The 19,694-nt window shown below is 67.9% G+C and carries 7 protein-coding genes; all 7 read left to right on the plus strand.

Annotated elements, in window-relative coordinates; genetic code table 11:
* Positions 1-24 precede the first annotated feature (24 nt).
* The 7 genes from OH491_RS18800 (at position 25) to OH491_RS18830 (ending at position 19,535) form a co-directional block, all read left to right on the plus strand.
* Entirely contained in the window at positions 25-1,863 is a 1,839-nt protein-coding gene (locus OH491_RS18800) for a DUF2341 domain-containing protein (protein ID WP_068770094.1), read from the plus strand.
* Between the two features lie 64 nt (positions 1,864-1,927).
* The gene (locus OH491_RS18805) at positions 1,928-2,329 is read left to right on the plus strand and encodes an ExbD/TolR family protein (RefSeq protein ID WP_068770093.1); all 402 of its coding nucleotides are present in this window, start codon (positions 1,928-1,930) and stop codon (positions 2,327-2,329) included.
* A 4-nt stretch (positions 2,330-2,333) separates the two neighbouring features.
* Positions 2,334-3,062 (plus strand): TonB C-terminal domain-containing protein, encoded by a 729-nt coding sequence (locus tag OH491_RS18810; RefSeq protein WP_068770092.1) that lies wholly within the window; start codon positions 2,334-2,336, stop codon positions 3,060-3,062.
* A 36-nt stretch (positions 3,063-3,098) separates the two neighbouring features.
* Complete coding sequence (locus tag OH491_RS18815) at positions 3,099-4,781, plus strand: putative porin (protein ID WP_068770091.1); 1,683 nt, start codon at positions 3,099-3,101, stop codon at positions 4,779-4,781.
* A gap of 131 nt (positions 4,782-4,912) precedes the next feature.
* Entirely contained in the window at positions 4,913-5,548 is a 636-nt protein-coding gene (locus OH491_RS18820; protein WP_068770090.1) for a hypothetical protein, read from the plus strand.
* A gap of 23 nt (positions 5,549-5,571) precedes the next feature.
* Entirely contained in the window at positions 5,572-6,462 is an 891-nt protein-coding gene (locus OH491_RS18825) for a peptidylprolyl isomerase (protein ID WP_068771064.1), read from the plus strand.
* Positions 6,463-6,665: 203 nt separating this feature from the next.
* On the plus strand, positions 6,666-19,535 hold the full coding sequence (locus OH491_RS18830) for a filamentous haemagglutinin family protein (RefSeq protein ID WP_068770089.1): 12,870 nt from the start codon (positions 6,666-6,668) through the stop codon (positions 19,533-19,535).
* The last annotated feature ends 159 nt before the right edge of the window (positions 19,536-19,694 follow it).

Here is a 19,694-nt window from a genome sequence, read left to right on the forward strand (position 1 = left end):
TCCTTTTTCCTCCTCACTTCGACCATGACACGAAAAAAGCACCCTCACCACGCAATGCCGGGCCTGTTCGTTTTGCTCGCCCTGCTCGTTTTTCCGGCCACCGCGCACGCGTGGTGGAATGAAGCCTGGACGCTGCGCAAAGCGATCACCCTGGACACACCCGGCGCGTCGGACGGCGCGCCGGTGCTGGTGCGGCTGCACGTCGGCAACTTCCAGTTCGACCGCGCCCGGGGCGACGGCGGGGACATCCGCTTCATCGCGGCCGACGACAAGACCGCGCTGCCGCACCACATCGCGCAATACGACCCGCTGCTGGGCGAGGCCTTCGTGTGGGTAAAGGTGCCCGAGATCAAGGCCGGCGCCACCTTGTGGCTATATTACGGCAACCCCGCGGCACCCGCGGTGGAAGACGCGCCGGGCACCTACGATGCGGACACCACCCTGGTGTGGCATTTTGGGGAACGCGGGCAGCCGGCGAGGGATTTTTCGGGAAACAGCAACCATGCGGCCGGTCCGGGGATTCCCGCCGAGGGCACCTTGATCGGCACGGGCCTGCGCTTCGACGGCAGGACGACGGTCCACGCGCCGGCCAGCCCCACGCTGGCTTGGCCGGCGAACGCCGCCCTGAGCTGGTCGGCCTGGATCAAACCCGCGACGCTCACCGGCCGCGCCCTCATCCTGAGCCGCCGCGGCGGGCAAAACGCGCTGCTCATCGGCGCCGAGCAAGGCGTGCCCTTTGTCGAGGTCACCGCCGCGGGCGCCACCCGCCGCGCCGTTTCGGCCGCGCCGTTCGGAGCCAACACCTGGCACCATCTCGCGTTTGTGGCCGAGGGAGCCCGGGCCACGCTCTACCTCGACGGGCAGCCCGCCGCGATGCTCGATGCGGGTATCCCGGCATTGGATACACCGATTTTTCTCGGCGGGGACCGCGCCGCCGCCGCCGCGCCCGTCACCGACGGCTTCATCGGCGAAGTGGTCGAAGTGCAACTGGCCCGCGCGGCCCGCAGCGCCGCGCAGCTTGCCTTTCTGGCGGCCTCGCAGGGCGGGGAGTCCGGAGCGCGCACCGTGCTCTTCGGCGAGGAGGAGCAGTCCGGCGCCACCACCGGCGGGCACGCCGGCTACCTCACCGTGATCGTCCAGAACCTCACGGTGGACGGCTGGATCGTGATCGCCGTGCTCGCGGGGATGAGCGTGCTCAGCCTCGCGGTGATGGCGGGCAAGAACAGTTACCTGTCCGCGGTGCGCAAGGGCAACGAGCGCTTCTTGAAGCTGTTCAACGAGCGGGTGGCCTCGGACATGACCGTGCTGGACCAGGCCGGCCCCACGCTGGCCGTGACGGAGGCGGAGCAGCGGCTGATCACCCGCTCCCCGCTGTATCGGCTCTACCACATCGGGGCCGAGGAGATCAGGAAACGCCTTTCGGAAACGAAAAAAAGGGAGGACAAAACCCTCTCGGCGCACGCGATCAAGGCGATCACGGCGAGCATGGACGGGGGCCGTGTGCGCGAACAGCAACGCCTGAACAAACAAATGGTGCTCCTGACCATCGCCATTTCCGGCGGACCGTTCCTCGGGCTGCTGGGCACGGTGATCGGGGTGATGATCACCTTCGCGGCGGTGGCGCTGGCCGGGGACGTCAACGTCAACGCCATCGCGCCGGGCATCGCGGCCGCGCTGCTTGCGACGGTGGCGGGGCTGGCGGTGGCGATCCCCGCGCTGTTCGGCTACAACTACCTGCTGACACGGGTCAAGGACGTGACCGCGGACATGCAGGTCTTCGTGGACGAATTCATCACCAAGGCGGCGGAGTTTTACCCGAAGCGTGCTTCGGAGAAGGCGCGCCTGAGCGACACCGACTCCTGATCCCGGCCGCCCGTCCCTTGAACTTTAAACCCAAACTTCAACTGCGCGCATCGCGCGCCCGATCATGACCGTCCAAGACGAAAGCAAGCCCTACGACGACATCAACATCACGCCGATGCTGGACCTGGCGTATGTGCTGCTGGTGATTTTTATCCTCATGTGCACGGCCTCGGTGGCGGGCACGAAGGTGAACCTGCCGCGTTCGAGCAACACGCCGGTGAGCCTGGCCAAGCCGAAGACCAAGGCGATCACGGTGAACAACGAGGGGCGGGTGTTTCTGGACACCGTCCCGGTGACGCTGACGGAATTGGAGCAGCGGCTCAACTCGCAGAAATCGCTCACGCCGGATTTTCCGGTGGTGGTGCGCGGGGACAGCCTGACGCACTACCAGGGCGTGATGGACGTGCTCGACGTGCTGGGCCGGGTGGGCGTCAGCCAGGTCGGCCTGGCGACCAAAGGAAAGTAAGCCCATGGCCACCGATTCACTCAACGACGAGTCCGGTTTTTTCCGGCGCTACGGTCCGGCCTTGGCGGTCTGCGCGCTGTTGGGCGGAGGTCTGGCCTGGTGGCTGGCTGCGACCGCCTCCGGTCCGAAGCCGGTGGCGCACAAGCCGCAGGAGTTTTCCATGGTGCGGGTGGCGCTCCCGCCGCCGCCACCGCCGCCCAGACTCCAGGAAGAGCCGCGTCCGCGCCCCGAGGACAGCAGCCAGCAGATGATCGAGCAAGAGCCGGTTTCCTCCGACGAGCCGCCGGAAAAACCCGCCGAGGTGCCTGAGCCCGCGGGCGAGCAGGCCGCGCCCATGGGCACGAACATCCAGGGCGAGAGCCCGTCCGACGGCTTCGGGTTGGTGGGCCGCGGCGGCGGCGGGATCATCGGGGGGACCGGCGCGGGCGCGGGCCGGGGGTCGGGGGCCGGCGCCAGCCGCTGGGGCTGGTATGCCGCCCAGGTGCAAAACACGATCGCCTCGGCGCTGGGCCGCCATCCGAAGACCCGTGTGGCCGAACTGCGTGTGTCGGTGCGCATCTGGCCCGATGAAGCGGGCCGCATCGAGCAGGTGCAAATGGTGGGCACGACCGGGCAGCCCGAACTCGACACCGCCATCGAGCACGAGGTGCTCGCCGGGCTGACGCTGCGCGAACCGCCGCCGCCGGACATGCCGCGCCCCATCGTCCTGCGCATCTCCGCCAAACGTCCCTGATGCCCCTGCATCCAAAATCCTAATACACATTTTTCCATGAACATCCGCACGCTGGCTCTTCTTTCCGCCATCAGTCTTTTCCGCCTTGCGGCCCCGGCCGCCGAAACCGCCCCGCCCTCCGAGAGCGTGGCCCTCAACCTGGTCCGCCTTCTGGTCCAGGAAGGCGTCATCTCCCAGGAGAAGGCCGACGGCCTCATCCAAAAAGCCGAGGCCGGGGCCCGCCAGGCCGCGTCTGCGGCGCCGGTTTCGGTCCCCGCCGCCGACGGCACGGTGCGCGTCACCTACGTGCCCGAGACGGTCCGGCAGCAGTTGCGCGAGGACATCCGGCAGGACGTCATGCGCCAGGCCCGCGAGGAGAACTGGGCCGACCCGCGCGAGGTGCCCGCCTGGGTCAAGAAGCTCCGCCTCACCGGCGACATCCGCTTCCGCTACGACGGATCGTTTTTCCCCGCGGGCAACGATACGACCGGTTATCCGAACTTCAACTCCATCAACCGGGGCTCGCCCTACAATGCCTCGCCGACCAACACCGTCCTGCCGCCGCTGAACAACGTCGACCAGGATCGCGAGCGGCTCCGGCTCCGCGCCCGGCTCGCGCTCGACGCCGATCTGGGCGAAGGGTTTTCGGCCGGGCTGCGCCTCGCGACCGGCAGCGACAGTTCGCCCGTGTCGACCAACCAGAGTCTGGGCTCCGACGGCTTTGGGGCCAAATACGCCCTCTGGCTGGACCGCGCCTTTGTCAAATACGACGTGCCCGGCCTCAAGGAGGGCAAACTCGCCGTGACCGCCGGCCGGTTTGAAAACCCGTTTTTCGCGACCGACCTGATCTGGGACGACGACCTCGGTTTCGACGGGATCGTCATCCAGGGCAGCCGCCGCCTGGGGCGCTTCAATACCTTCGCCACGCTCGGCCTGTTTCCGGTTTACAACACCGACTTCAACTTCTCCAGCCGGCAGCCGGAAAAGTTTAAAAGCGACGACAAGTGGCTCTACGGCGCCCAGGTCGGCGTGGAGATCGGGCTGGCCCAAAATCTCGACCTGAAACTCGGCGCCGCCTGGTATGACTATACCAACATCGCCGGGAAACGCTCCCGCCCGCTCTATAATCCGAATGACGACGGCGATTCCGACACCCGGCGCCCCTCCTTTGCCCAGAAGGGCAACACCTACATGGAGCTGCGCGACAACGCCTATTTCACGGACCCGGCCTCGCCGTGGTATGGCCAGAACCAGCAGTATTACGGCCTGGCCACGCCCTTCAGCGAACTGGCGATCACCGCCCGGGTGGACTACCGCCGCTTCGATCCGCTGCACCTGCGGCTGGAGCTGGAGCTGGTCAAAAACCTCGATTACGACGAGGCGCGCATCAACGCGGTGGTCCCGCAGAACAACCTGGCGACCGGCGGTTACGGACGGGTGGACGGCGGGGATCTCGGCTGGCTGGCGCGGCTGAGCTTCGGCCATCCCGTGCTGGAGCAGCGCTGGGACTGGAACGCCTTCATCGGCTACAAATACCTCGAAACCGACGCGGTGCTGGACGCGTTCACCGACTCCGACTTTGGCCTGGGCGGGACTAATCTCGAGGGCTTCATGCTCGGGGCCAGCCTCGGCCTGTCGAAAAGCGTCACGGCGCGCCTGCGCTGGCTGAGCGCGGACCATGTTTCCGGCTCCCCCTATGCGGCCGACGTGCTGCAGGTCGACCTCAACGCGAAGTTCTGAATCACACGCCGATTCCGATCCTTTTCGACACAGAGAACACAGAGCCCCGCCACGGAGAGCACAGAACCATGAAAAAGATCACGCGACCGCCGGCCCTCCGCGCCCTCTGTGACCCAATCGATTTATTTCCGATGAAAACCGTATCCAAAATAATATTACAAATGCTGCTCGTCATCGCGCCCGTGTGCGCGTTTGCGCAGCAGCAGGACAACACGATGGAGCTTCGCCTGCGCGAAGCCCTGCGCAGCACCACGCTGCAACTGCGCGCGGCCGAAAGCGAGCGCGCGGAACTGCAAGTCCGGCAGGAGGAGACCGCGCAGGAGCGCGATGCGCTCAAGAAGCAGGTCTCCGCGCTCTCGAAACAAGGCGAGCGCGACCGCGCCGAGGCCGCCGCGCAGATCGAGGGTCTGAAGGGTCTGGTCGTGACGCAGGAGGAGAAGGCGGCGCAGCTTGCCTCGGAGCTGAAGAAGTGGCGCGAGGCCGCGGAGCAGTCGGCCGAACTGGCGCAGGCGCGCGAGCGGGCGCGCGACGCGCTGGAAATCCGGGTGGCGGAACTGGAGCGCACCGTGGCCGACCGCGAACGCAAGAACGTCGAGCTGGTGAAAGTCGCCCGCGAAATCCTCGACCGGCTGGAAAAGTTCGGGCTGGGCGACGCGATCAAGGCGCGCGAGCCGTTCATCGGGGCAAAGCGCGTGCAGATCCAGAACCTCGTGCAGGACTACCAGGACAAGATCCTAGACCAGAAATACACCGCCGCCGCCCGTTAATTGTAATGAAAAACCGGATACCGATGAATCTCCTTTCACTTTGCCGCCGCGCGGCCGGCCCGCGTCACGCGTTTCTTTTGCTGCTCGCCGCCCTCTCCGGGAGCCTGGCCGCCGCCGACGACGGCGTGCTGGCCAGGGTGAGCGACACCGAGGTCAGGGTCGACGAGATCCGCGCCTCGCTGGAAAACCTCGACCCGGCCGAGCAGGCCGCGCTGGCGCGCAACCCCGCGCTGCTCAACCAGGCGGTGCGCGCGCTGCTGGCGCGCAAGATCGTGCTCTCCGAGGCGGCGGCCAAAAAGTGGGACAAAAACCCCGCCTTCGCCGCCCAGTTGGAAAAACTCCGGGAGAACGCGCTGGTCGAAGGCTACCTGCAGGCGGTCTCGCAGCCGCCGGAGGATTTCCCCGCGGAGACGGAAATCGAGGCGGTGTACCATGCCAATAAAACCGCATTGATGGCGTCGCGCCAGGTGCGCCTGGCCCAGATCTATGTCGCCGCGGGAGCGAAGACGAAGCTCGATGCGGTCACGGAGCAGTTGGACCGGCCGGGGGCGGACTTCGCGGCCATCGCCAAGGCCGAAAGCGACGACCGGCAGAGCGCGGCCCAAGGCGGCGAGCTCGGCTGGCTGTCGGGCGCCCAGTTGCGGCCCGAAATCCGGGGCGCGGCGGAGGCGCTTGCCGCGGGGCAGACCCGCACGGTGGAGTTGCCCGACGGCTGGCACATCCTCAAGGCGCTGGAGGTGCGCGAGGCGCGGGCGCTCACGCTCGACGAGGTGCGCGTGCCGCTGGCCCGCAGGCTGCGCGCCGAGCGCGCGCAGGCCAACCGCCAGGCCTACCTGTCGAAATTGCTCGAAGAAAACCCCGTGGTGATCAACGAGCTCGCGCTCGCGGAATTGCTCCCGCCCGCCGGCCCATGAGTGTGCCGCGTCATGTCATTTTAAACCCACTCGGCGCCGGGCGCGCGCCCGGCGCGGTTACCGTGAATTTTTTCGCCGGCCGGTGCGAAGAGCGCGGGAGAGCGCGCAAGCGCGAAACCATTGGTCTTGGTCCCCCATCCGGGCTCCCGCGCTCCTCGCACCGGCCTCCGGCCCGACTTCAACTTTCAACTTAAACTACTACCATGAGCCTGTTTCGTCCCAACTTTCTTCCGCCGGCGTGCGCCGTGTTTGCGCGCTGGCTGGGCCGCGCCGTGGGCGCAGCCTGCGGCGTCTGCCTGTCTTCCGCCGGCTTTTTTGCCGTGCTGGTCATCGCGATCATCCCCGCGCCGCTCAGCGCGGCCAGCCTGGTGGGCGGCATCCGCGCCCGCGCCGGAGCGCCCGCCGCGGAAAACCCCTCCGGCGGCACCGGCGGCCAGGCGGTGGACACGGCCACCGCCACCGCGCTCGCCCAGGCGCAGCGCCAGTCGCTGGTGCGCACCACCCAGGCCATCACCGCCGCGCGCCAGGCGCAGGCCGCCGCCCGCGCCGCCGCGCTCGCCGGCCTCAGCGACGTGCCCAACGGCCTCGCTCCCGGCGGCCTCGTCGTGGCCGACGGAGCCACGCCCGGCTCCGACCTCTGGCAGGGCGCCGGCGGCCCGACCGAAACCCACGCCAACGGCGCCACCGTCGTGGACATCAAACAGCAGGCGCAGAAAGCCATCCTCACTTGGGAGGAGTTCAACGTGGGCCGCGAAACCACGGTCAACTTCGACCAGCAGGGCAACCGCGACTGGGTCGCCCTCAACCGCGTGAACGATCCTTCCGCCCGCCCCTCGCAGATTCAGGGCCGGATCAAGGCCGACGGTTCCGTCTTCATCCTCAACCGCAACGGCGTCATCTTCGGCGGCGCCTCCCAGGTCAATGTCGGCAACCTCGTCGCCGCCGCGGCCAACATGACCAATGCGCAGTTCCTCGACCGCGGCCTCTACGGCTCGGGCATCACCGTTCCCACCTTCACCGACGCCCTCGGCGCCGTGACCGTCGAGGCCGGCGCGCAGATCACCACTCACGAGCCCGGCTCCGTCACCGAGGGCGGCGGCTACGTGCTCCTCCTCGGCACCGAAGTCGCCAACGCCGGCGAGATCACCACGCGCAAGGGCCAGACCGCGCTCGCCGCCGGCAACAGCTTTGTTCTCCGCAAGGGCCTCGGCACCGACGCCAACCAGTTTTCCACCACCCGCGGCACCGAAATCGCCCCGCAGTTCGTGGCCAACAGCACGGCGGGCGCGGTCAGCAACACCGGCCTCATTCTCGCCCGCGAGGGCGACATCACGCTCGCCGGGCGCGACGTGCGGCAGGACGGCGTCGCCATCGCCACCACCTCCGTCAACACCCGCGGCACCATCCACCTGCTCAACTCCATGACCGACGCGGAGGGCTCCGTCACTCTCGGCGCGGATTCCGTCACCGCCATCATCGCGGGCGATGTCGTCGTCGAGGACGACAAGGTGACGCTCCGCGACGACGGCCAGACCGCGCTCGACAGCCAGCGCGACGCCCTCGTCAAGGAATCCGCCCAGTTGGACGGGGCGCGCCGGAACGCCGCCGCCAACGCCGGCAAAAACTTCGACAACCTCTCCACCCTTTCCGACCGCCGCGACCAGTCCCGCGTCGAAATCACCACCGGCGGCGCGGTCAGCTTCAAGGAAGGCTCCCTGACGGTCGCCACCGGCGGCCAGGTGTCGGTTGCCGCCGGCAACAGCGCTGCCGGCACCGTGGGCACCGGCGGCGTGTCCGCCAGTTCGGGCGGTCGCATCGACCTCGCCGACGGCGCGCAAATCGACGTCTCCGGCGCGCTCGGCGTGGAGGTCTCGATGGAAACCAACAACCTCCTCGTCAACGTGCAGGGCTTCGAGCTGCGCGACTCCCCGCTCAATCGCGACAATCCCGACCGCCCGCTCTTTAACCAGAACATCTGGATCGACCAGCGCGGCCTCATCTACGTGCCCGCGGGCACCGGCGGCTACGAGAGCGACCGCTATTACACCGCCGGCGGCCTCCTCGAAGTCGGCGGCTACCGGGGCAACCAGGGTCACACCATCGGCGAGTGGGCCGCCCAGGGCGGCTCGGTGCAATTCGCCGCGGATTCCGTCAACGCCCGCGCCGGCTCGCTCGTCAACATCGCGGGCGGCTCCGTCACCTACGCCGCCGGTTACGTCAACACCACGCGCCTGCTCGGCATCGACGGCAAACTCTACGACATCCACGACGCCCCCGCCGACATGATCTTCCTCGCCCTCGGCAACGCCCACGTCGAGCACTCCAACAAATGGGGCGTCACCGAAGTTTACAGCAACCCGCTCACCAACCAGGCCACCGTCGCCCGCCATCAGGACGCCTACACGGTCGGGCGCGAAGGCGGCAACTTTGTGATCTGGTCGCCCAATGTCGTGCTCGACGGCGCCATTGACGCGCAGGTTTACAACAGCGAAATCCAGACCCACTCCCGCCCCTCCTCCGTGGCCGACGGCTACAAGCTCGGCCAGACCCAAGCCGCCCTGCCCGGCAAGCTGGTCATCCGCACCTACGACCCCAATCCTCCAAATTCCTACGTTCCGAGGCCCATCGTCGATGTCGCCATCAGTGACGGCGGCGACGCGCAGGCCGCCGACCGCTCCCAAGGCGTCTGGCTCGACACCGGCGTGCTCAACTCCGCCGGTCTCGGTGGCCTCTCCGTGCTCGCCTTCGGCGGTTTGCGCATCGACGAGGCCCTCACCCTCGCCCCCGGCGGAGCCCTTGACCTGGAGGCCGGCTCCGGTGTCTCCATCGCCGCCGACGTGACCGTTCGCGGCGGCTCCATCCGTATCGCTGGCGGTGGTCAGACCGGCGACAATACCGGCGTCACGCTCGGCGACGGCGTGCTCATCGACACGCGCGGTCTCTGGACCAACCTCCTCCTCGATCCCTCCGGCGCTTCCCGTCTGGCCTTCCTCGATGGCGGCTCGGTCAATCTCGGCGGTTTTGGCCTGACCCTCGGCGCCGGTTCGCGCATCGACGCCTCCTCCGGCGGCGCCATCCTTGCCGACGGCAAGATGCGCGGCGGCGCGGGCGGCGACATTACGCTGAATCCCGGCGCGAGTACGCTCGTGCTCGACGGCGAACTCGCCTCCTTCGGCTTCACCCGCGGCGGCAGGCTCGCCATCACTACTTCGCAGGCCATTTCCATCGGCGGCGCGCTGCTCGAGACCGACGGCGTGCTCGGCATCGGGGAAGTCGCGCCCCTCGACCTGCGGCTCAGCGAGGACACCCTTTTCCCCGCCGGCAGCCGCCCGCCTTTCCCCTTCGAGACTTTGCAAACCCGGATTGAGCCCGGCGCCATCCCGCCGGCGGGCTTTCAGTTTTATTCCTACGACCCGTCAACCTATCTGACGACCGGCGCCGATTTCACGCTGCCGCAAGGCGTGAACTGCCAAGGTGCCAACAACGTCAATTATGGGGTGAACTATGGCAACACGTTTGTGCCAGCGGGCACCGTCCTGCGGCAGATATACGGCTTTGCCCCGCCGGAGGGTTTCTTTTTCCCCGTCGAGGTTTTCCCCAACGGGATCCCGCTGCCCACTCCCATCCGCACGCCCTATCCGGCGGGCGCGGTCCTCCCGCAGGACATCATCGTCGCCGCCGGCACCATCATTCCCATGGGCTCGACTCTCACGCACGCCGTCAAGGTCCAGCCCGCCTTCGAGCTCGGCGCGGAGTTTTTCAGCCAGGGCTTCTCGGCCTATTCGCTCGACAGCCACCTCGGCCTGATGGTCCAGCCCGGCGCGCAGATCGATGTCACCATGCCCGTTTACCGGTTTACCGAGGCGAGCCTGCAAGCATCCACCGGCGCGGACATCGCGACCGCGGCTGAACTGGCACTGCCGCCGCTTTTTGTCGCCGACCCCGCCAAGCGCACGCTGACCCGGCGCGCCGGCGCGGACCTCACCCTCGCGACCAGCCAGGGCGCGGTGGCGGGGGCGCCGGTCAATTCCTTTTCCTACGGCGCGATCGTTGTCGGCCAGGGCGCGGCCATTACGGTCGATCCGGGCCGGCAGGTCAAAATTTCCAGCGAGGGCCAGATCACCGTCGAAGGCTCCATCACGGCGCAGGGCGGTGGAATCGCCATCATCAACCCGCGCAGCCTCATCATGCCTCCGCGCGCTCCGAATACTTACAACAACACCTACACCGGGCCGGGCGGCATCTCCGTCTGGATCGGCGGCGAAGCCGTGCTCGACGTATCCGGCCGCGCCGACACCGCGACCGACGCCCTGGGCCGCGCCTACGGCAGCGTGACGGACGGCGGCTCGATTGTCCTCGGCGGCGCCGGCGGGCCGAGCCGCACCACCAACGGATTCAATTCCACCGAGGCCTGGGTCATCATCCGGCCCGGCGCGCGCCTCGACGCCTCCGGCGCCAGCGCGGTTTTTGACCTTCCCCTCGGCGAGCGCGGCGCCACGCGGCGCGTTTCCAGCGATGGCGGCTCCATCACGCTCTCCTCCCTCAGCGGCATTTTCGTGGACGATGCGCTCCTCCCCGATGGCGGCTATGCCCCGGCCTTGCGCGCCGCGGCGGGTGGCGAGGGCGCCGCCGGCGGTCTCCTGTCCATAGTTCTGGAGTCGCCCGTTTATATCAATACGCCGCCGGAACTGATGGCGGCGGAACTCATGGCGGGCCGCGTCCTCACCATCGGGCAGGACTATGCGCCCTCCGCGCTGGCCTCCGGACTGGCCGCCGGGGAACGGGATGACGCCATGATCATCGGCCAGTCCCGCATTGCTTCGGAACAAATCAATCGCGGCGGCTTCGACACCGTCTCGCTCTGGGGCCGCAACGGCATCGTCTTCGACGGCGACGTCGTCCTGCGCGCGGGCCGCAGCCTCACGCTCTCGCAAGGCCCGCTGGTCAACACCACCGCGGGCGCCGAAGTCATGCTCGACGCGCCCCACGTGCTTCTCGATGGCTACACGGTGCTGCGCGATACCACCTCCGCCCAGACTTGGTTCGCCCCCTCCATCGTTCCCGACTGGGCTCCCGGCGGCGTTATCACCGTCAGGGGCGACTTCGTGGAGGTCCTCAACGACGTGCGCACCCGCTACGACCTCACCCGCATCGAAAGCCGGGGCGACCTGCGCCTGCGGCCCGGCACCTTGCCCGTCGCCACCAATACCAGCCAGCTCAGCAGTTCCGTAACAGCCTCCGGCGACCTCGACCTTACGGCTGCGCAGATTTATCCGGCCAGCGGCGCCATCGGTATGCTCACCGCCGGCGGGGCGGATTCCGTCCTCTCCATTCACGGCCTCGGCGGGGACGCGCCCGCCCTGCCTTACTCGGTCTTTGGAACTCTCGAACTGAGCGCGCAGACCATCCTGCAAGGCGGCATCGTCCGCGCTCCCCTGGGCTCCATCAGCATGGGCCTTTACGGCGCGTATCCTGACCGCGTGGAATTGCTGGACGGGAGCATCACCTCCATCAGCGCGCGCGGCCTGCTCATGCCCTACGGTGGCACCGCGGACGGCGTTTCCTATCTGCTCAATGGCTCCGAGGCACCGACGGGCAATCTCATCAGTGGCTACACCCAGGGCACCATTGCCATCACCGCCGCCTCCCTTTTCAGCGCGCCCGGCTCGCAGCTCGATCTTTCCGGCGGCGGTGCGCTCCTCGGTGCGGCTTTTGTCACCGGTCGCGGCGGTTCGGTCGATACTCTGCTCAATCCCCTCAACCCCGGCGGCGCGGTTTACGCCATCGTGCCCGGCGTCGCCACCGCCCCCCTGCCGGGCGGCTACACCAAAGCCTGGACCGGCGCGGTGCCCGAGGTCGGGCGGCAGATCACCATCCCCGCCGGCGTGCCCGGTCTGCCCGCCGGCGTTTACACGCTGCTGCCCGCCAACTACGCCCTGCTCCCCGGCGCCTTCCGCATTGAGCTTGGCGGGACGGTCGAGCCTTTTGCCGGCGCGACGGCGCTGCCCAACGGCTCCTGGGTCGTGCAGGCCGTGCAGGGCTTTGCCCACACCGGCATCCATGACGCGTTTCCCACGCAAGTCACCCTCACGCCCGGCTCCGTTTTCCGCACTTGGTCGCACTACAACGAGCAAAGTTTTGCCGCCTTCCAGGTGGCCAAGGCCGGCATCTTCGGCAACCTCCGCCCCGTGCTTGAGGCCGATGGCAAGACGCTGATCTTCTCCCCGATCGCCGCGCCCGGCAGCGAGACTAACAGCGCCCTGGTCTTTGACGGACTCGTCGATTTCTCCGCCGCCGCGGGCGGTTATGGCGGCTCCTTCGCGCTCGGCAGCACCAGTTCCGCCAATCTCATCATCACCGGTCCCGAAAGCGCCGCCGTCAACGACGCCACGCACGTCACCGTGTCCGCCGCGACACTGAACGCCATCGGCGCGCCCAATCTCTACATCGGCGGCGTGCCTCGCCTGTATCAGACCAGTGTCAGCATGGGCAATCCGCTCTCCGGCACCATGGGCGACACCCTGCTGGTGGAAAGCGGCGTCACGCTCGCGGCCTCGCAGGTGATGCTTGCAGCAAACAATAAAATCGTCCTCCAGGAAGGCGTCGAAATCAGCACCCTGGGTCGTGGCATCGCCGCGCCCGACTCAACCAACGGCCTGATGTTCGGTGGACTGGCAATGCTGGCCGTCTCCAACGGCCTGCTCACCTTCAGCACGCCCACCGGCATGGGTACCTCTTCCATTGAAATCGCCGACGGCGTCTCCCTCTACTCCGAGGGCGGCATTGGCTTCTACTCCGAACGCGGCGTGAGCATGGAGGGCACCCAGAACTTCGGCACCCGCTACCTCACGCTCGCCGTGCCCTCCTTCAACATCGGCTCCGCCGAGGCGCTCGCCGCCGCCGGCGCGCTGCCGCCCGGCATGAACCTCAACCAGGCCGTTCTCGACCGTCTTCTCGCCGGCAATTCCGCCGCCGGCATTCCCGCCGTCGAAAACCTCGTGCTGGGCGCCACCGAGTCCATCAATTTCTTCGGCTCCGTCGATCTCAACACCATCGACCCGGCCACGGGCCGCTCCCGCCTCGGCCAGCTCGTCTTCAACAGCCCCGCCATCTACGGCTACGGCGGCGACGCCGACTCCGTCCGCCTCACCACCGATACCTTCGTCTGGAACGGCAATACCGTGGCCACCGCCGACGGCTTCGGCACATTGACCTGGCACAGCGCCACCCCCGGCGCGGTGATGGATGGCGGCCCCGGCAGCGGACGCTTCGACATCGACGCCCACACCATCGTGCTCGGCTACCCCACGCCCGCGCAGCCCAACACCGCCCTCACGTTCGACCGCCTGATGCTCGGCTTCTCCGAGGTCAACTTCAACGCCTCCGACCGCGTCACCGCCAATGCGCGCGGCACCCTCTCCGTCTATCAAACCGGCGCCAGCCCCGGCGCCGACTTCGACCCTGCGGCCTACGCCGGCTCTGGCGGCTCGCTCCGCTTCAACACCCCGCTGCTCACCGGCCAGCCGGGCTCCTACATCCATTATTACACGGGCGGGCTGCTCTCCGTCGCTCCCCCCGCCGGGACCGCCGCCAGCGATCTCTCTCCTGCCTCCCTCGGCGCGGAAATCGGCCTGCACGGCGGCTCCGTCTTCATCGACTCGGCCATCGTCCTGCCCGGCGGCAAACTGACGCTGGCGGCGGTGGACGACATCACCCTCGACGACGAGGCTCGCCTCGACCTCGCGGGCCGGAGCGTCACCTTCTTTGATGTCACCCGCCAGCTCTGGGGCGGCGACGTCGTGATCGAGAGCCTCCACGGCGACATCGTGCAGCATGCCGACGCGGTGATCGATGTCTCGGCTCCCGGCGAGGATGCCGGTGCGCTCACGCTCTCCGCGCTGGAGGGGCTCGTCCGCCTTGACGGCGCGCTTCGCGGCACGGGAGGGGGGGAGGGGGCGGGCTATGACAGCGGCTCCTTCGACCTGCGCGCCGGGCGTATCGGCGATACCGCCGCCACGCTCGACGCCGACTTCGCCGCCCTCAACGCCAGGCTCACCGACGCCGGCTTCTTCGCCGCCCGGTCCTTCGACTTCAGGCAGGGCGACCTCGTCATCGGCGACGGCCTCAAGGCCCGCTCTGTCACCGTCTCCGTCGATGCCGGCAGCCTCACCGTCAACGGTCGCATCGACGCCTCCGGCGTGCGCCCCGGCAACATCCGCCTCGCCGCCCGCGACGACCTCACGCTCGCCTCCACCGCCTTGCTCGACACCCACGGCACCGTGTTGCAGGTGGACAGTTACGGCCAGCCCGCCGAGGCGAAAAACCGCGGCGCTGTCGAGCTCACCTCCGCGCAAGGCTGGCTGCGCCTCGATTCCGGCGCGGCCATCGACCTCTCCTCTCCCGACGGTGTGGCCCGCGGCCGCGTCGAACTCAACGCCCGCCGTGCCAGCGAGACCGGCGGCGACATCAACGTGCAAGCCGCCGGCCCCCTCGACATTCGCGGCGCGTCCAGCATCGCCCTCAACGGCTTCTGGACCTACACGCCCACCGATGCCGATGGCACTATCGTGCAGGATAACGCCGACACCGCCGGCAACCCCGTGGGAGCCGATGGACGCGTGGGCCTCGACCAGATCGACGCGCGCAACCGGCTCTTCCACGCCAACGCCCTCGCCGACACCGCCCTGCAAGCCCGGCTCGCCGGCTTGACCGCCCGCGGCGATGCCTTTCACCTGCGCCCCGGCGTGGAAATCACCAGCGGCGACACCTCGGGCGGCAATCTGGCCGTGGCCGGCGACCTCGACCTCTCCGGCTACCGCTACGGCCCGAAGGCCGACCGCGATCCGGTCTCCCCGCGCTACGGCGCGGGCGAGGCCCTCTCGCTCGTGATTCGTGCCGCGAGTGACCTCGACATCCACGGCAGTATCACCGACGGCTTCGGCGGCCCGAAACCGACGCCCGACGACTCCCCGCTCCTGCTGACCGCCGGCGCCAAGCTGACCGCCGACTACACCCTGCCGGAAGATGTGACGCTGGCCGCCGGCTCCCTCCTCGCGTCGGGAGCCGTCCTCCCCATCGACATAACACTTTCATCCGGTCAGGTGGTGCAGGCCGGGCAGCCGGTGCCAAACGATATCACCCTGCATCCGCCCATGAATCCGATAGCGGGGTATCCGGTCTATGAATTTGGTGGCCTCAACGCTTGGGGAGGACTCCTGGAGCCGGTCTGGGTGGTCGCCGGGCAGGTGGATGACTGGAACTACAATGGGCAGTCTTTCTATCCGGGTTCGTATATCTATTATCCGCTGGGCGACGGCGCGGTCATCCACGCCGGCACGATCCTGAGCGCGGCCACGCCCGGCTACGCCGATCTCGTGCTTTCGCCCCCGCCGAAAGTGGAGGCGGGTCGGGTCCTTCCCCAAGCGGTGCTGCTGGCCGCCGACTACACGCTGGCCTCCGCCCTCGTGGCGACGGGAGACATCGTCACGCCGGGCCGGACCTGGGCCGCGGGCACGACGATCCCGGCCGGCACGATGCTGCCAAACGGCACGACCATTGGCCAAGGCGCCTCGCTGCCCTTTGATTTTACCATTCAGGCCACCACCTGGCAGGCGGGCAACCCGCTGGTCTTCGCCGGCGGCTACACGCTGGACACTGCGGTGAATCTGCCAGCCGGGGCCGTCCTCCCGGCGGGCTCCTCCAGTTCCGGGAACCTGTATTCGGTCCTCCGCCAGCCGCTCTGGGCCGTCGCCCCGATGCTCGCCGCCGGCAGCCAGTCGGCCCCGCTTCGGCTGGTGAGCGGCGCCGACCTCGCCTCCGCCGATGCGCGCGGCCTGCGGTCCGCCGGACTGCTGGCCGGTGCAGGTAACCTGACGCTGGACGACGCCCGCGCCAGTTCCTCCTCAAAAGTGTCGATTTTCAGCGTGCTCCGCACCGGCATCGGCAGCCTCGACCTCCTCGCGGGCGGCGACTTCGCGCAAAACTCGCCTTTCGGCATCTACACCGCGGGCACCGACACCGAACTGCCCGAGGGCAACGATGCCTTCCGCCTGCCGCGCGTGCGGGCCAATGGCTCCTTGCTCGGCGCGGGTAACGAACTCTACGAGGCCGGGCTCAACGACCGGGCAGTCTGGTATCCCGACCACGGCGGCGATTTGTTTGTCGCCGTGCAAGGCCGGCTGACGGGCAACACGTTTAAAAAGAGCATGGGCACCGGCGGCGGGGTCGCCAACTTTGCCGTGAACGACTGGTTATGGCGGCAGGGCGGCGATTTGCTCGGCCAGAGCACAGCTTGGGGCATCAACTTCGGCACCTTCATCACGACCCCCGGCTACCCGCAGACCACGGTCAGCGTCGTCGGCTTCAACGGCTTCGGCGCGCTGGGCGGCGGCAACATCACGATCCGGACCGGCGGCGACGCGGGCAGCATCCTGCCGGCCACCAACGATTATCAGGCATCGCTGGATACCAGCACCGCCCTGATCGTCGCGGTGGGTTCGACCGGACGGGTGACCTCGGTGACGACAAACGGCGGCAGCGTGACCGGCGGTGAACTGGTGCAGACCGGCGGCGGCGACATCGACATCAAAATCGGCGGGCGGCTCAACCCGGCTCCCATGACAACCTTTCTGGTGGCGAACGAACAAAACGGCGGCACCTTCGTCAACCTGCGCGGCGGCATCGATGTCACCGCCGGCTCGATCGGCCGCATCGACCTGGCCTACGGGCGCAAGTCCAGCAACGACCCGCGCGCGACGGACCTTTACCGGGCGGGCGGTCTCTACCAGGCGGGCAACTCATCCTCGCCCCAGTCCCTGCTCGGCGGCCCGGTGATCGTGCCCGGCGATGGCGCGGTCTCCTTCCGCACGCGCGGCGATGTCGTGCTCGGCGGCGTCGGCGACCCCGGCATGTTGCGTGGCAACATCGGCAACGGGGCTGATGTTTACAGTTTCCCGGGGACGCTGCTCTCCGACCCCACGAAAACGGGCGCCGTCCGCACCTGGTTCTCGCTGTGGACGCCCGAAACCTCGATTTCGCTCTTCTCCGCGGGCGGCAACCTCACGCCGTTTTTCGAAGGCGGCAACCTCAACGGAAACCGCTCCGTGCCGGGCAATCCTTACATCATGATGCCGGCGGAATTTTACGCCACGGCGGCCGCCGGCAGCATCTACTACGGCAGCCGGCAGTCCAACTCGCCGCTGACCTTCGGACTGGCGCCCTCCGCCACCGGCCAGTTGGAATTGCTGGCGATGGATTCGATTTATGCCGGCGCGCTCCAGGCTCCCGCCCGCATCGTGATGTCCGGCGCGAACGACGGGCTGGATTTTATCCCCAACCCCTTCCATGCGGCCTTCATCCTGGTGACGCCGGGCGCCTCGGACAACAGCATCGTCAACACCTTCCTGGCCACCAACACCCACATCAACGTGAGCGCCCCGCAGTATGAAGGCGGCCCGACCCAGCGCTCCGCGAGCCTGGGCTACTTCGCGTTTCAGGTGGACGCGCCCGCCACCAGCCTGCACGCCGGCGACCCCGATCCGATGCGCTTCTACGCCGTCAACGGCGACATCGTGAGCCTCATATTCGGCCAGCACGCCACCAGCACCATCGAAAACAGGATCATCGCCGCGAAGTCTGCGCAAATCCTGGCCGGGCGCGACATTGTGAGCTTCGGCGGGCAATTTGGCTATGGCAGCGTCCCCAACCTGATCATGAACGCCAACGCCACCGACGTGTCGCTGCTTTCGGCGGGGCGGGACATCTTTTATGTCAACACGGAGATGGCCGGCCCCGGCGCGCTGGAAATCATCGCCGGACGCAACCTGTATCAGGGCAACCAGGGCGGTCTCACCAGTCTGGGCGCCGTGGTCCCCGGCGACAACCGCCGCGGTGCGGACATCGTGATGCAGGCCGGCGCGGGCGCGACCGGGCCCGACTTCGCGGCCTTGGCGGCGCTCTACCTGAACCCGGCCAACCAGGCCAACGCCGGTTTCCCGCTGGCCGACCAGCCGGGCAAGGTGGTCAAGGTTTACGACGGGGATCTGATCGAGTGGCTGAAGGAGCGCTATGGCTACGAAGCCGCTGGCAGCGAGGACGCGCGGGCGTATTTCGAGGCGCTGGCGCCCGAGCAGCAGCGGGTTTTCCTGCGCGGGGTTTATTTCGCCGAAGTGCGCGCAGGCGGCCGCGAATACAACGATCCCGACAGCCGCCGCTTCGGCTCCTATTTGCGAAGCCGCCAGATGATTGCGACGTTGTTCCCCGATGCGGATGCGGACGGGCATGAAATCGCACGCGGCGGCGACATCACGATGTTTGGCGCGTCGGGCATCCGCACGCTCTTTGGCGGCGGCATCCAGGTGCTGGCGCCGGCCGGGCAGATCCTGATCGGGGTGGAGGGCCAGGTGCCCCCCGCGACGGCGGGTGTGGTCACGCAAGGGGAGGGCGACATCCAGCTCTACAGCCAGGGCAGCATCCTGCTCGGCCTCTCGCGCATCATGACGACCTTTGGCGGCGACATCCTGGCCTGGTCGGCGGAGGGCGACATCAACGCCGGCCGAGGCTCGAAGACCACGGTCATTTACACGCCGCCGAAGCGGGTTTACGATAACTACGGCAACGTGACGTTATCGCCGACGGTGCCGAGTTCGGGCGCGGGCATCGCGACGCTGAACCCGATTCCGGAGGTGCCGCCGGGCGACATCGACCTGATCGCGCCGCTCGGCACGATCGACGCGGGCGAGGCGGGCATCCGGGTGTCGGGCAACATCAACATCGCTGCGCTCCAGATTCTCAATGCCGCCAACATCCAGGTGAAAGGCAGCGCCGCGGGACTCCCGGCCGCCGTGATGCCGAACCTCGGCGCGATCACGGCCGCCTCCAACACGGCGGGCGCGGCGGTGGCGGGCGCGATGAATGCGGCCACGCAGGCGCGCCGCGAGCCGGTGCGCCAGGTTATGCCATCCATTATTGAAGTGGAGGTTCTTGGATACGGTGGTTTTGGCAGTGAAAGAAAAGAAACGACCCGGTCGTCGAAATCCTCCATAAATGGACAAATGGCTTTCGTTGATCGCTGAACAGGACTCAGGGAAGAATGCTTTTTGCCGTTGTCACCGTAAGGAGGATGCTCCGTGAGAGGGAGAGGCATTTCCATTTGCCTGTTCCTTTGTCCAAAGGATGCACCATCCGGCCGCGTCTTATCCACGGATTGGGCAAAAGTGGCGCCGGACAACTGG

The organism is Termitidicoccus mucosus (genome assembly GCF_038725785.1).
GTDB lineage: Bacteria > Verrucomicrobiota > Verrucomicrobiia > Opitutales > Opitutaceae > Termitidicoccus > Termitidicoccus mucosus.